General features: G+C 63.2%; 13 protein-coding genes and 1 riboswitch. Of the genes, 6 read left to right on the plus strand and 7 right to left on the minus strand.

From position 1 onward, the window contains the following. Positions 1-76 precede the first annotated feature (76 nt). The gene (locus tag K3174_RS09530) at positions 77-1,864 is read left to right on the plus strand and encodes a DUF885 domain-containing protein (RefSeq protein ID WP_221558036.1); all 1,788 of its coding nucleotides are present in this window, start codon (positions 77-79) and stop codon (positions 1,862-1,864) included. Positions 1,865-1,937: 73 nt separating this feature from the next. Here K3174_RS09530 and K3174_RS09535 read toward each other — a convergent pair whose 3' ends face one another. From K3174_RS09535 to K3174_RS09550, 4 genes are read right to left on the minus strand one after another with little or no spacing between them, the layout of a single operon-like run. Then, positions 1,938-3,992 carry a S9 family peptidase gene (locus K3174_RS09535; RefSeq protein WP_221558037.1) on the minus strand — a complete coding sequence of 685 codons (2,055 nt, stop codon included), beginning with the start codon at positions 3,990-3,992 and terminating at the stop codon, positions 1,938-1,940. A 53-nt stretch (positions 3,993-4,045) separates the two neighbouring features. Then, the gene (locus tag K3174_RS09540; RefSeq protein WP_221558038.1) at positions 4,046-5,362 is read right to left on the minus strand and encodes a PepSY-associated TM helix domain-containing protein; all 1,317 of its coding nucleotides are present in this window, start codon (positions 5,360-5,362) and stop codon (positions 4,046-4,048) included. After that, positions 5,359-5,934: a hypothetical protein gene (locus K3174_RS09545; RefSeq protein WP_221558039.1), complete on the minus strand. Its 576-nt coding sequence runs from the start codon at positions 5,932-5,934 to the stop codon at positions 5,359-5,361. The genes K3174_RS09540 and K3174_RS09545 overlap by 4 nt, the downstream gene beginning before the upstream one ends. Continuing rightward, a complete protein-coding gene (locus K3174_RS09550) occupies positions 5,934-8,099 on the minus strand; it encodes a TonB-dependent siderophore receptor (RefSeq protein ID WP_221558040.1) in 2,166 nt (721 codons plus the stop codon). The genes K3174_RS09545 and K3174_RS09550 overlap by 1 nt, the downstream gene beginning before the upstream one ends. Positions 8,100-8,257: 158 nt before the next feature. Next, positions 8,258-8,370, plus strand: a riboswitch (TPP riboswitch). A gap of 33 nt (positions 8,371-8,403) precedes the next feature. Here K3174_RS09550 and thiC point away from each other — a divergent pair. The 4 genes from thiC to K3174_RS09570 are packed head-to-tail and all read left to right on the plus strand — an operon-like array spanning position 8,404 to position 11,997. Further along, positions 8,404-10,305 (plus strand): phosphomethylpyrimidine synthase ThiC, encoded by a 1,902-nt coding sequence (gene thiC, locus K3174_RS09555; RefSeq protein WP_221558041.1) that lies wholly within the window; start codon positions 8,404-8,406, stop codon positions 10,303-10,305. Positions 10,306-10,359: 54 nt separating this feature from the next. Next, entirely contained in the window at positions 10,360-10,731 is a 372-nt protein-coding gene (locus K3174_RS09560; RefSeq protein ID WP_221558042.1) for a toll/interleukin-1 receptor domain-containing protein, read from the plus strand. An 8-nt stretch (positions 10,732-10,739) separates the two neighbouring features. Beyond that, positions 10,740-11,726, plus strand: a complete 987-nt coding sequence (locus K3174_RS09565) for a caspase family protein (RefSeq protein WP_221558043.1) — start codon at positions 10,740-10,742, stop codon at positions 11,724-11,726. 4 nt (positions 11,727-11,730) lie between these two features. Further along, a complete protein-coding gene (locus K3174_RS09570) occupies positions 11,731-11,997 on the plus strand; it encodes a hypothetical protein (protein ID WP_221558044.1) in 267 nt (88 codons plus the stop codon). Positions 11,998-12,053: 56 nt separating this feature from the next. On the opposite strand, the gene K3174_RS09575 is transcribed toward K3174_RS09570, so the two are convergent. Beyond that, a complete protein-coding gene (locus K3174_RS09575) occupies positions 12,054-12,527 on the minus strand; it encodes a YaiI/YqxD family protein (protein ID WP_221558200.1) in 474 nt (157 codons plus the stop codon). A 109-nt stretch (positions 12,528-12,636) separates the two neighbouring features. Here K3174_RS09575 and K3174_RS09580 point away from each other — a divergent pair, with 109 nt between their 5' ends. Next, positions 12,637-13,143: a 2'-5' RNA ligase family protein gene (locus K3174_RS09580; protein ID WP_221558045.1), complete on the plus strand. Its 507-nt coding sequence runs from the start codon at positions 12,637-12,639 to the stop codon at positions 13,141-13,143. A 30-nt stretch (positions 13,144-13,173) separates the two neighbouring features. Here the strand turns inward: K3174_RS09580 and K3174_RS09585 are convergent, their stop codons facing one another. Next, positions 13,174-14,211, minus strand: coding sequence for an endonuclease/exonuclease/phosphatase family protein (locus K3174_RS09585; RefSeq protein ID WP_221558046.1), 1,038 nt, complete (start codon positions 14,209-14,211; stop codon positions 13,174-13,176). A 167-nt stretch (positions 14,212-14,378) separates the two neighbouring features. Further along, complete coding sequence (locus K3174_RS09590) at positions 14,379-14,621, minus strand: DUF2061 domain-containing protein (RefSeq protein ID WP_221558047.1); 243 nt, start codon at positions 14,619-14,621, stop codon at positions 14,379-14,381. Positions 14,622-14,719: the final 98 nt, after the last annotated feature.

Here is a 14,719-nt window from a genome sequence, read left to right on the forward strand (position 1 = left end):
ACCGTTGATCGATGGGGCTTTGCGCCGACGCCGAGTACCGCTAGCCTCCGCGCCGCATCTCAGGGGAGACACATCGATGAACCGCAATTACACCCGCCTCGCATCGGCGATCGCCATCGCCTGCGCCACGGTTTCCACGCCTGCTGTCGCGCAGGACCATTCCGGGCATCACGCGGGCATGTCCGCCGGCGAGCACGAGACGGCCAAGCTCCATGCGCTGTTCGAACGCAGCGAAGCCGAAGCGCTCGACCGCAACCCGATTTCCGCTTTCTTCCGCGACGACTTTTCGGACGCGGACAGGCTGGGCGACTTTTCTCCCGCCAGCTATGCCGCCGAGCGTGCGGCTGCCGAGGCCAATCTGGCCGAGCTCGCCGGTGTGGACCGCGATGCCCTGAGCGAGACCGACCGGATCGCCTACAACGTTTTCGAATACACCCAGCAGCGCACATTGGCGATGACCTCCGCCGACGTCCTGCCGACCGTGCTGGCGCTGCCGATCGACCATTTCCGCGGGTTGCATGTCTTCTACCCGCGCTTCTCCGCCCCCGGTGCCCTGATGCCGTATGACACGGTCGAAGATTACGAGAACAATTTTAGCCGGCATCGCGAAATGGCGAAGGTCGTCGATCAGGCTATCGCCCGCTTCGAGGCCGGGGCTGCGGCGGGCATCACCCTGCCGCGCATGTCGGTCGAGCTGATGATCGAACAGTTGGGGGTGCAACTGGATGCACCGATCGAGGAAAGCCCCTATTGGGCGCCGGTTGCGAATTTTCCCGACAGCATTCCGCAGGCCGAACGGGACCGGCTGACGCAGGAGCATCGCGAAGTGCTGACCGGCACGCTGATGCCCGCCTATAAAAAGCTGCGCGATTACCTCGCCGACGAATATCTGGCGCAGGCGCGCACGACTATCGCGGCGACCGACAATCCGGGCGGCGAGGCCTATTACGCCTACCGGATCGAAGACAACACCACCCTGCCGCTGACCGCCCAGCAGGTCCACGAAACCGGTCTGGCGGAAGTCGCCCGCATCAATGCCGCGATCGAGGAAGCCAAGGCCGAGGCGGGCGGCCGCACGGATGAAACCTACACCACCAAGGCCGATCTGCAGGCGGCCTGGTACGATGTGGCCGAACAGGTCGATCCGCTGATGGACCGGCTGTTCCTGCGCCAGCCCAAGACCGAGCTGCGCATCGAACCCTACGAACCCTATCGCGAGAAATTCAATCTCGCCGCCAGCTACATGTCCGGCAAGGCAGACGGATCGCGTCCGGGCATATTCTATTTCAGCGGCTACAATGTCGCAGAGCGCAAGCTCGGCACCTCGATCGCGCTCTACATGCACGAGGGCAATCCGGGCCATCACTTTCAGTCGATGTTCGCCATCGAGAACGAGGAGCTGCCCGAATTCATGCGTTACGGCGGCTTCACCGCGTTCAGCGAGGGCTGGGGGCTCTATGCCGAAAGCCTCGGCTACGAACTCGGCCTGTACGACAATCCGATCCACCGGCTCGACGCGCTTCAGGGCGGGGAGCTGCTGCGGGCCGTGCGGCTGGTGGTCGATACGGGCATGCATGCGCTCGGCTGGAGCCGCGAGAAAGCCATCGAATATATGGTGGCCAACGGCCAGGCACGCGACTTCGCGGAAAGCGAAACCGCGCGCTACATCGTGATGCCGGCGCAGGCGCTGGCCTACAAGACGGGCGAATTGAAGATCAAGGAACTGCGCGCGAAAGCCACTGCCGCACTGGGCGACGCGTTCGACGTGCGCAAATTCCACGAACAGGTGCTCGATACCGGCGATATGCCGCTGCCGGTGCTGGAGGCCAAGATCGACGCCTGGATCGCCGGCGGCGGCCAGTAAGGCACAGTCTCGACACGAACAAAGGGCCGCCCGACAAATCGCCGGGCGGCCCTCTCCTTTGTCCGTCGGGAAGCTATTCCTCGCTGGCGGTTCCCGTCGTGCCCGCTGGCAGATCGGGGCGGGCTGGCGGAAGCGGTGCGTCGCGGTCGCCGGTCTTCAGATAGGTGTCGAACCAGCGCATCATGCGCAGATTGTATTCGTAGCGCGCGGCCGCCTTGCGGTTGCCATGCCCTTCGCCCGGATAGAGCACCAGCCGTACCGGCACATCGGGCTTGCGCACCTTCATGCTGCGATACAGTTCATAGCTCTGGCTCGGCGCGACGCGGGTATCGTCGGCGCCGTGCATGATCAGCAGCGGCGTGTTCGCCTTGTCGACATGGTAGATCGGCGAGACTTCGAGCATGCCCTGCCAGTCGTCCCACGGCCATTTGCCCGAATGGACATTGTACATTTCGTAGGGAATGTCTGTGGTGCCGAACTTGCTGATCTGGTTCGAAATGCCCACGAACATCACGCCCGCGGCGAATTCCTCGCTCGCGAAGGTCGAACTCCACGCGGTGGCATAGCCGCCATAGGATCCACCGGTGATCCCGGTGCGATCCGCATCGGCAATGCCTTCCGCGACCAGCGCGCGCTTGGCATCGACCAGATCGGTGAATTCGGGATCGGTGTAATTGCCCGTATGCTGCTTGGAAAAGGCGGTGCCGTACCCCGTCGAACCGCGATAGTTCGGCAGGAATACCGCATAGCCCTGCCCTGCCGCGACCTGGCCGGGCTTGGAATAGGCGGTCTGCCAGCCATTGCTGTCATGCGCTTCCGGCCCGCCATGGACGTTCAGGATCAGCGGTGCGCCGCCGCGCGGAATGCGGCCCACGGGCTCGATCAGCACGCCTTCGACCTGCTGGCCGTCGCGCGCGGTATAGGTGAAGGCCCGCTGCTTGCCGAAATCGATCTCCGACAGCCATGGATTATGCGTCGTCCAGCGCTGGAAGGCGTTGTTCGACCAGACGAACAGTTCGGTCGGGTGCTGCGGACTGTTGGCTTCGACCGCGATGGTGCCGCCGCCCGCCTCGACGGCGGTGAGGATCAGGGCGCCGCCATCGTGTTCGGCCGCGACCGTGCCGTCGGCATTGTAGATCCGCAGCGCGCTCTGCGCGCCCTTGTGGATCACCGCCGCGAGCCGCCCGTCGGGTAGCCATTCGGCATCGATCGCCGCCTCGGGCGCGCCCGCATTCAGGGCGCGGTATTCGCCGGTGGCGATATCGACGAGATGCAGCGTCGTATCCGCCGGATCGTTCATGTCGACGCCCGCGATCATCGAAAGCTGCTTGCCGTCGGGCGAGACTTCGATATCGCCAAGCTTGCCCGGCGTTTCGACCACGCGCACCACCTTGCCGCTGGCGAGATCGAGGATGTGGGCGCGCTTGGAGGTATACTCATCGTCGATCTGCGGCGTTGGCGCGCTGTCGACAACGCCAAGCCGGCCGTCGGGTGCGACGCGGAAGGCGCTGACATAGCCGGGGATGGTGACGGCTTTCGGCTTGGCATCGACCTCATCGCCTGCCCGGGCCGAGAACAGGCGGTTGAGCTTCGCCTCTTCCTCGTAAACGATCGAATCGAAACCGGCTTTCGACTGTTTCTCGCGCACCTCGTTCTCGTCGGCACCGGCGAGCATCCAGATCGTGCCGCCATCGGGCGACCAGGCGTAGCTGCGCACCGCAGCGCCTTCGACCGCGGCCAGCTTGCGCTGCGCACCGCCATCGACTGGAATGCCCCAGACCGCGGCCTTTTCGTCTTCGTCGGCCCAGACGAAACCGACCATCCGGCCATCGGGCGAGAAGGTCACGTTCGAAACGTCGATATCTTCGGGCAGGAAGGCGCGGGCGCTGTTCGGACCATAGGCGAGGTTGAGCCGCTCTTCGGTCGCGCCGTTTTCCTCGCCGTCGGTCACGTCGGGCAGGCTGGCGGTGGTATAGGCGATCCGGCTGCCATCGGGCGAAACGGCGATGCTACCCACGCCTTCGAGCCGGGCGACGTCTTCCGCCGTCATCGGCCGGGCCTGCGCCTGTGCGGCGAGCGAGACGGAGGCGAGCAGGGTGGCAGCGGTAAGCGGCACGCGAAGGGTCATAGTGTTACGGTCCTCTCCTGAAACTTGGTGAGGGCCGCTATACCGATGCTGCGCTAGGGCGCAAATTCCGGGACCGCCGGGTCCGCATCGCGCGCTCCCGGGCGCCGCGACAGGACGATGGCCATGGCCACCGCCGCGAGGGCGACGAGCCAGAAGATGGCGACGAAGGGCGCCTCGTTCCCAACCCCCAGCCGCGCCAGCAGCGTGGCGACAATCGCCACGGGCATGCCGATGGTGACGCCCCACCAGCCTGCACGGATGACGGGACGCGGGCTGCCCTTGCGCTCCTGCTTGTTGAGCCAGATGAAGGTTCCGGTCGACACCACGATACTGAGCGCGATCCCGAAGAGGATATAGGCCAGCTTGACCGGCAACCCGCCGTAATTGCCGAAATGGAGATTATAGATCGACGCGGCGAATTGCTGGCCGGTCGTTCCGTCGGACAGTCCGGCCGTGCCCCTGAACGTCCCGTCCGCGCCGAAGGCATAATATTCGCCGAAGATCAGGCGCTGCCCGTGCACGCCGACGATCTGGAGATGCTGTCCACGCGTTCCCGGATCGTGGAGGATGGCATAGGACACGCGGATATGGGGATATTCGCGGGCCATATATTCCAGCGCCGGCGCCACTTTCGGCAGCGGTGCCGGGGTGTCGTCCCCGGCAGGTTCCGCGCCGAACACCGGGGCGAGCGCGGCTTCGGTGTCGCCGTCATAGGCTGTCGCCGCAAGGCTGTAGCCCGAGATGTAGAACAGGCCGATCATCGATCCCGTCAGGGCGATTGCCAGCGCGAAGGGCAGGGTCCACACCGCCAGCCGGTTGTGCCAGTCGAGCGTGGATACCTCGTCGTTGCGCCGCGCGCGCAGCCGGAAGGCGTCGCGGAAGATGCGCGGATGGGCGATGATGCCGGACACTGCCAGCGCCACTATCATGGCCCCGAACAGCCCGACCAGCGTCATCCCCCAGATCGCCGGAAGGTTGAGCCGATAATGCAGCGCCAGCAGGAATTCCGCCCAGGCATTCTCCTCGGGCACGGCGATGGCACCGGCGGCGTCGACATGGAAGGCTTGCCTATCGGTGGTGACGGTCGTGCGCGGCAGCGCTTCGGTCGGCATATGCACGTAGAGATGCGTGGTCGGCTGCTTGCCTGCTTCGGACGCCACCACATTGGCGATCGCCGTGTCGACCGCCTCCGGTGCGATGCCGCCCATTTCGGGCGCGCCCTGCTGTTCGAGTCGCTGGAATTCCTCGTACAGCACGATCGCCGTGCCGGTGACGCAGATCAGATAGAGCAGCGCACAGCAGATCAGGCCGATCGCGGAATGCGCGGAAATGCCCTGGCGGACGGTGTCCTTGGCGAATAGCGGTTTCATGATCGGCTTCCCAATACGACCAGCGGCAGGAGTGCGAGTGCGAGCGGCACGGCCAACAGGGCGATCTGCGGACGGCGCGTCGTGTTCATGAGCATGGCGCAGGCGAGCAGCGGCCAGACCAGCGGCACGAGCCCCAGCACCATGACATTGCCATCGGCCTCCGCCAGCGGCCAGCTTATGGCCAGAGTACGCGCGGCTAGCGCTACGGCAACCGATACGGCGAGGGCCAGCGGTCCGGTCAGAACAAAGGTCAGCAGGCCGCGGCGCCAGCCGCCCGGTGTGGCTGACACCGTGCCATTCTGGCCGTTCCTGATCCGTCGTGCATGCTTCGGCCTGTCGAAAGCGGCCAGGGCGAGCGCCAGGCAGGCCGTCCCCGTCGCCACCAGCGCCGCGACCGCGAGACCCCATGCCCCGGCGGCCGCCCAGCCGCTTATGGCACCGATGGCCAGCAGCAGCCATCCGGCGGTGTTGAGCGGGACCGACCGGACCGACCGGCCCCATGAATGGCGCAGGACCGCAACCCCGAGGATCGCCGCCCCTGCGCCCGATAACATGACGGCGTCCCCGGCCATCAGAAACGGTAGCTCACGGTGCCCATGATGTTCCTCTCGCTCCCCATGAAGCAGTCGCCGCGGGCAAGGCAGGCCGAATAATAGCGCTTGTCGAACAGGTTGGTGGCGTTGAGCGCCAGACTCCAGTTGGCAAACTCGACCTCGGCCAGCGCATCGACCAGGGTGAAGGACGGGGTGACGATGCCGTCGGGGAAGGCCGCGCCGAAGGACCGGTTCTTGCCCACGTGCCGCACGCCGGCACCGAGCAGGAGAGAGGCATCCCCGCCAAGCGCAAAGCCCTTGGTGGTCCAGAGCGACGCGTTGAATTTGGGCACGTTGTCGAGCTGGCGCCCGGTGCCCGCAATCTCGGCCTCGTTATAGCTCGCATTGGCGATGATGTTGAGCCGCCCGGGCAGTGCCGCAGTGCCTTCCAGTTCGATCCCCCTGGAATTCAGTTCGCCGATCTGGATCTGGTCGAACGGATCTGCCGTGCTGTCGTCGGACACCGGTCGATTGCTTTCCTGGATGTCGTAGCCGGTGACGGTGACAAGGATGGTGTCGGTTGGATGAAACTTGACCCCCGCTTCGAACTGGCGGCCCGCTTTGGGGACGAAGGCGCTGCCGTCGCTCGCCGTGCCCGCAATAGGTTCGAAGCTTTCGGTATAGCTGAAGAAGGGCGATATGCCGTCGACCACTTCGCCGATAATGCCCGCGCGGAAGGTCGTTGCGGAATCGCGCCGCGTCGCGCCGCCCATGCTCTGCGCGCTGGTCCAGTCGCGGCGCGCGCCGAGGACGATCGATACGCGGTCGGCAAAGCGGATCTGGTCCTGGACATAGATGCCGACCTGATCCTGATCGACATCCTCGTTGACAGAAGTCGGGCTCGGCAGGCCACCGCCGTAATCCGACAGCGCGGCGTAATCGATATCGTAGATGTCGAAATATTCGACTGCGAAGCCGCCGGTCTTGTAGACCGAGTTGAAGCTGTAATCGATGCCCGCCAGAACCGTGTGTTCGATGCCCGACCCGGTGTCGAAATCGAACTGGACGTTGTTGTCGGTGGAGAAAATCTCCATCCGGGCAATCGTCCCGTCGACATAGAGCCTCATCGTGCGCTGTTCGGGATCGGGCACGAAACCGCCCGCGCCATCGAGCACGGGCTGGCCCGTCACGGGGTCGAGCAGAATGTAGGGATTCGCGGGGTTGGAATAGCTGTCGGCGTAATGCGTGAAATAGGTCAGGTCGCTGTCGATATAGCGTGCCTTGAGGTTGAGCCGCGCGCTATCGCCGAAGCGGTGTTCGAACAGTGCGGTCCCCTGCAGCAGGCGGCCATCGTAGCGATCCCATCCGGGCTTGCCGACGAACAGATCGTTGGGCAGCCGGCCGTTGGGATTGGGCAGGATCGTCCCGACCAGCGGCAGGAACTGCGAGGTCGAACCGCTGTCATCCTCCTGATAGAGGCCGATCAGCGTGAAATCGGTGTCGGGCGAGGGCTTGAAGGTGATCGAGGGCGCGATCATCACGCGGTCGTCGGGCACGTAATCGGTCTGCGTATCGGCATCGCGCACGCGGGCGACCAGCCGCGCGGCCACCGTATCGCCCAGCGGACCGGTCACGTCGACCAGCGCTTCCTTGCGATCGAACGATCCATAGCGCAGGGAAACCTCGCCCGATGCGTCGAATTCGGGGCGCTTGGAGACGAGGTTGACGATCCCGCCCAGCGCGCCCTGACCGAAGAGAACCGACGCCGGCCCGCGCACCAGTTCGACCTGATCGAAATTATAGGGGTCGGCGCGAATGCTGGCGTAGAAGCTGAAGATGTCGCGCATGCCGTCGCGGAACTGCAGCGCGTTGATCCCGCGTACGAAGGCCCCGTCGACCCGGCTGTCGGGACCGTAGGGATTGGCGGTCACCCCGGACACGTAGTTCAGCGTATCGCCGATGCTGACCGCGCCCTGCGCCAGGTAGAGTTCGTCGTCGATCACCGTGATCGGCTGCGGCGTTTCGATGATCGGGGTATCGGTCTTGGTCGCCGTGCTGCCTTCGTCCCGCGCGCCGGTTACCACGATGGTGCGCTGCTCGCTGTCGTCGACCGCATCCTCGGCAAGCGCGGGCGCGGCGGCGAACAGGCAGGGTGCCAGCGCACTGCAGGCGAGCAGGCGTGCGGCGGGGGAAGCGATGGGCATGAATGATTTCCTCGTCTGAACTTTTGCGTGCCGCTAATGCGAGCCAATCGCAAGAGTCAAGGAGAATGATAATCATTCGCAATAATTGCGGGGTAGTGGGCGTGGGTGGTGCATCGATCCTGCTTGACTGGACGCGCCCGCCATTCGCGCCTATTGCAGCCCCATCCCCGGGGAGCCAGCTACTGGCTGAGAGGGGCGGGATAAGCGCCGCCCGACCCGTCGAACCTGAACCGATTAGCATCGGCGGAGGGAGTGGGCTGGTGATCGCCAGAAGTCCGCCTTCCGCCTCGAGGAGAGACTTCGCATGGCCGACATCAATTCCAAGTTCGACATCGGTGTCACCACCGGCCCGATCCGCGGCAGCCGCAAGGTCCATGTCGGGGCGCAAAGCGGCAGCGGCGTGCGTGTCGCCATGCGCGAGATCGACCTCGAGGGCGGCGAACCCAGCGTGCGCGTCTACGACACGTCCGGCCCCTACACCGATCCGGATGCGCAGATCGACATCCGCAAGGGCCTCGCAGCGAAGCGCCGCGAATGGATCGTGGCCCGCGGCGATGTCGAGGAATATGACGCGCGCGAAGTGAAGCCGGAAGATAACGGCCAGCTCGGCCCGGATCGCTCGGGCGGCGTCCCCGGCTTCCCCAATGTCGCCAAGCGCGTCCTGCGCGCGCGTGCCGGCGCGAATGTCAGCCAGATGCACTATGCCCGCCGCGGCATCATCACGCCTGAGATGGAATATGTGGCGGAGCGCGAGAACCTGGGCCGCGAGATGCTGCGCGACGAAGCCGCCCGCCTGATCGCGCGGAACGACGGCCAGCCCTGGGGTGCCGAGCTGCCCGATTACGTCACTCCCGAATTCGTCCGCGACGAGGTGGCCCGCGGCCGCGCGATCATCCCTTCCAACATCAACCATCCCGAAACCGAGCCGATGGCGATCGGGCGCAATTTCCTCGTCAAGATCAACGCCAATATCGGCAACTCCGCGGTCGCCAGCGACGTGGCGAGCGAGGTCGACAAGATGGTCTGGTCGATCCGCTGGGGCGCAGACACCGTGATGGACCTCTCCACCGGCCGCAACATCCACGACACGCGCGAATGGATCATCCGCAACAGCCCCGTCCCCATCGGCACCGTGCCGATCTACCAGGCGCTGGAAAAGGTCGGCGGCATTGCCGAGGACCTGACGTGGGAAATCTTCCGCGACACGCTGATCGAACAGGCCGAGCAGGGTGTCGACTACTTCACCATCCACGCCGGCGTGCGCCTGCCTTACGTGCCGATGACCGCCAAGCGCGTCACCGGCATCGTCAGCCGCGGCGGCTCGATCATGGCGAAATGGTGCCTGGCGCATCACAAGGAAAGCTTCCTCTACGAACGCTTCGACGAGATCACCGCAATCATGAAGGCCTACGACATCGCCTATTCGCTGGGCGACGGGTTGCGCCCCGGCTCCATCGCCGACGCCAATGACGAGGCCCAGTTCGCCGAACTCTACACTTTGGGCGAGCTGACCAAGCGCGCCTGGGCGCAGGACGTGCAGGTGATGATCGAAGGCCCCGGCCACGTGCCGATGCACAAGATCAAGGAGAACATGGACAAGCAGCTGGAGGCGTGCGGCGAGGCGCCGTTCTACACGCTCGGCCCGCTGGTAACCGATATCGCGCCCGGCTACGACCACATCACCAGCGGCATCGGCGCGGCGCAGATCGGCTGGTACGGCACCGCGATGCTCTGCTACGTCACGCCCAAGGAGCACCTCGGCCTGCCCGACCGCGACGATGTGAAGGTGGGCGTGGTCACCTACAAGCTCGCCGCCCACGCCGCCGATCTTGCCAAGGGCCACCCCGCCGCCAAGGTCCGCGACGATGCGCTGTCGAAAGCCCGCTTCGAATTCCGCTGGCGCGACCAGTTCAACCTCAGCCTCGACCCCGACACGGCCGAGCAGTACCACGACCAGACCCTCCCCGCGGAAGGCGCCAAGACCGCGCATTTCTGCTCGATGTGCGGGCCGAAATTCTGCTCGATGAAGATCACGCAGGAAGTGCGCGACTTCGCGGCGAAGCAGAACTCGGACAGCTACCTCGCGAGCGAGAATATCAAGCGCGAGACCTCAGCCGAAGAGGCCGAGGAAGCGCGCGAGGGGATGGAGGAGATGAGCAAGGTGTATCGTGAGAAGGGGGAGCGGTTGTATTTGCCGGGCGAATAGTATTGACAACTGTCAATTCAGCCCCATTTGCAGCCGGTTGCAGGGAGATATATTATGGCAGATAAGAAAACCATCTTCGTGGCGTTCGCGATGGAAGACAAAGCGCAGCGTGACCTGTTGCGGGGGCAGTCACTCAATACTGATTGCCCTTTCGAGTATATCGATATGTCGGTTAAGGAGCCCTACGATAAGGATTGGAAGGAGCGCGTGGCTACCCGCATTCGTCGCTCTGATGGCGTTATCGCTCTGATAAGTGAGAATTCGCTGACATCGAGCGGCCAAAAGTGGGAAATTTCATGTGCCAAGGACGAGGGTGTGCCGCTCCGGGGGTTTTGGGCCTACACAGATGACCGAACGAACGTAGAAGGCGTGAACACCAAAGTTTGGACTTGGGACAACATAACCGCTTTTATCGATTCACTTTGAGGCAGATAATGCGTCGGGCCCTTGTAGTCGGAATTGATCATTATCAATACATATCACCGCTCTTCGGTGCGGTGAACGACGCCCATTCTATTAAAACGATGTTGGACCGCCATACAGACGGTTCGATTAACTTTCAGACGAATCTTTTGGTTGGAACCGATCAAAAGAATTTATTGACCCGTCACCAAACAAAGGAAGCAATTCGAGAACTCTTCGCGGGTAAAGGCGAGGTCGCGTTCCTTTATTTTGCTGGGCACGGATATATTGAAGCGACTGGCGGCTATCTATGCGCTGGTGATTGTAAGACTGGCGACGATGGCGTTTCGTTGTCTGAAATTTTGATTTTGGCGAACAAGTCCAAGTTTCTCAATCGTGTCATCGTTCTCGATAGCTGTCATAGCGGAATCGCTGGCGATCACCCAGCTCAACCTGCAATGACTGAAATCGCAGACGGCGTGACGATATTAACCGCCTCGACGGCCGAGCAGTATGCGCAGGAAGAGAACGGCCAAGGCATCTTCACTAATCTGATGGTCGACGCTCTTGGTGGGGCAGCCGCAAATCTCGTGGGAGATGTAACACCAGGCGGCGTATACGCGCATGTCGACCAATCATTAGGAACTTGGGGCCAGAGACCGGTTTTCAAAACGAATGTTGAGCGGTTCATATCGCTCCGGAAAGTTAAACCTCAGGTCCACGTTGAGCACCTACGAAGAATCTCTGAGTTCTTCCCTGAACCGGGATTTGAATTTGCGCTAGATCCATCATTCGAACCTGAGCGCCCAGAATTCAAATCGGCGGACGCGCCTAATCTACCAGCGCCGTGTCCCGAAAAGAATGCTGTCTTTGCGATATTGCAGGACTTTAATCGTGTTGGTCTGCTTGTGCCGGATGGCGCACCACATATGTGGCACGCAGCAATGCAAAGCAAAAGCGTCCGGCTAACAGCACTAGGGGAGCATTACCGCCGCCTCGCGTCCAAAGGCCTTATATAAAACGATGACCGAAATAGCTGACCATCAAAACGAAGATCACAGGCTTGTGGAGGAATTGGCAAGCTTAGAGCACGAGCGATGGGCGCATTGGCAAAAATATCTTCACGAACAGTGCGAACTAATGTCAGACGGATCACTCCGAATTCCTTCGCATCTTGTGAAAAAATGGGAGTTGCAAATTGCAACACCTTATGAGGCCTTAAGTGAAAAGGAGAAAGAAAGCGATCGGGACCAGGTCAGGCGATATTTACCGCTCATCTTGAATAGTTAGCCTGTCAGCAGTTCTCGGAAACAACATTCAGTTCGAGCAATCTTGGGGGCACAATTCTAATTCCCCATCCCCACCAGCACCCGGTCCAGCGCCTGCAGGAACCGCGACCGGTCCGCCTTGCCGAACGGCGGCGGGCCGCCGCCAACCCCGTCCATCCCGGCGCGCAGGTCTTCCATGATGGCGCGGGTGGCGAGGGCGCTGCCGATGCTGGCGGCGTCGAAGGGCTTGCCGTCGTGGCGCAGCACGGTCGCGCCAGCCTTCAGGCAGCGTTCGGCCAGCAATATGTCGGCGGTGATCACTACGCTGCGCGGCCCCGCATTCTCCGCGATCCAGTCGTCCGCTGCGTCGAACTTGGGCCCGCCGGTCCCGTCCGAGACCACCACGCGCTTGACCCGCTCGCTGACGGGCACGCGGAAGGGGCTGTTGCTGACCACGCGGACCTGTGCGCCATAGCGCTCGGCCACGCGGTACACTTCTTCCTTCACCGGGCAGGCATCGGCATCGATCAGGATCGTCACGGGCTCGGCCATGGCAGTTGGCGTAGCGGCCCCAGGGGACTCGCACCAGCGTCTACCCGTCCCCCTCGCGTCCACACCATGCTACACCCCGCTCATGCGTGCTCGAAACCCCCTTTACATCATGGCCAAGCCGCCGCCGGAGGTGCAGGAGCGGATCGTCGCCCTGCCGCGCAACGATCCGGGGCGCGGGCCGCATCTGCTCCATGTCACGCTGATCTCGCTCTACGATCTGCACCATGCGCCGCCCGACTGGTTGCCTGCGACCATTGCCGCGCTGGACGGTTTTGCCGCGTCATCGTTTCCGCTGCGCTTCGACCGGATCGAGAACCGCAAGGCAGTGACGCTGCGCAGCCGCGAGTCGCTGGCCGAGGCGCGGGCGTTTCAGCAGGCGCTGGTAAACCATTTGCTGGCGGCGAAAGCGCCGATCATGGACGGCACCACGCCCGAACCGCATGTCACGATCAATTATCGCGGGGACCGCCTCGGGGCGCAGACAATAGCACCGATCGGCTGGTTGGTCGACGAGATCGTCCTGGTGGAAAGCGTGGTCGGCAAGACGACCCATGTCGAACACGGCCGCTGGGCGCTCCGCGAAGGCGCGTCCCGATTAACGGTCTTATCGCGATAGCCTGACCGGCGCGCCCCCGGCCACCACAGTTCAAGCAGGCTTGTGCCGGAACTTCACCATCACGATGCCGTGATCGCCCGTGCCGTTTTCCTTGTGATTGTCGAAATTGAGGTGGTCGTTCTCGATCGTCAGTCCGTCGAATGCCCAGATCCGCTTTTTCGACATGTCGTAGAACTGCTCGCTCGCCAGCACGTGATCCAGGCTTTCCCGAACGTCCTGGTATACATGCGTGTAGTAGACGTCCCGCAGCGAGCGCAGTTGCTGCATCGCTTGGGCCGAATAGAGCGCATTGTCGCGGCCTCCGCTGCTGAGCGCGGTGAGGAATTTGGGCTGTTCGGTAATGATGTTGAGCGTGTTGGAATCCTGCCCGTCATTGAGATCGCCGAGCACTATCGTCGGCGTGTCGTTGCCCTTCATCCGCTCGGTCAGCATCCATCGCAGCGCGGTCGCTTCCGCCGTCCGTCGCAGGGTCGACAGCGCACTGCCAAGATGGGAGGCGTGCGGCTTGAAGGTGTCTTCCGCATCCTTGTACCAATCGTCGAACCAGATGGTCGCGGGCGCCTTGGATTTGAGGTGGCAGACATAGAGGTGGACCGCAGCCTCGTCGGGATGGGGGCGGATCTGGAAGTGCAGGACGGGGCGGTGAAAGCCCGACAGTTCCACCTTGATGCGCGGCGATTGCGGGTCCCCGTCGGCCTGCAGCAGGAAGTCGTCGGGAAACTGCGCGATCCATTCGGCTGCTTCGCCATCGACGAGCAGCCCCTTGCGAACTGCCGCGGCGCAGACGATCTTCGTTCCGTCGGCGGGAACCGCTGCCTCGTTGCCGGGCACCAGCAGGTCGTATTGCGAGCCGAGGCCCGCAGCCGCGAACGCCTCTTCCAGGGCGCGTCCGTGCCACAGCTCCTGAAAGCCGAACACATCCGCTCTCAGGATGGCAAGCTGACCGGCCATCCAGTCGATCTTGCGGTCGTATTCCGCCTGCGACCAGCCGTCGCTGTCCCGGTACATCGGCAGGCCCGGCAGGTTGAGATTGTAGAGATTGAACGTTGCCACACTCAAATCGGACATGATTATCGCCCCTGCCGCCAAGCCGCCTTTGCTCGCCGGACGATTAGCCCGAAGTTTGGTCCGTTTTATGATACCCCGCGATCGAGGCGGGCAGCGGCCGTTTTCTGCGAGCTACGGATCCGCGATGCCCGTTCAGGATTGCCCGCAGGCCGCCGAACCGGCTGGCGTCACCCCGCCGCCGAGCGTTCCTCCGCCCCGTGGCGGTGCAGCAGCACGTCGAGCATTGCGGGGCGTTCCTTGCGTTCCCACGCGCGCTCGTGGAAGAAGAACACCACAGCGTTCACCAACGGTTCGACCAGCGCGATACCCCCGGCGATCGCTATCGATCCGGTGAAGATGTAGGCGACCGTGAAGCCCACCAGCAGATGGAGGGCGAGGAAGCTCAGCGTCTTGGACAGGTCGCGTGTCATTCCGCCATGATGGTGCTGCCGGTTCATCGAATAAAGCGATGATTGTGGGATACAGTAATCGGGTTCTCGCTCTTTTGGCGCGTCCTTGCAACGGCACC

Origin of the sequence: Qipengyuania qiaonensis, from assembly GCF_019711515.1 — a bacterium.
In the GTDB taxonomy this organism is placed as follows: domain Bacteria; phylum Pseudomonadota; class Alphaproteobacteria; order Sphingomonadales; family Sphingomonadaceae; genus Qipengyuania; species Qipengyuania qiaonensis.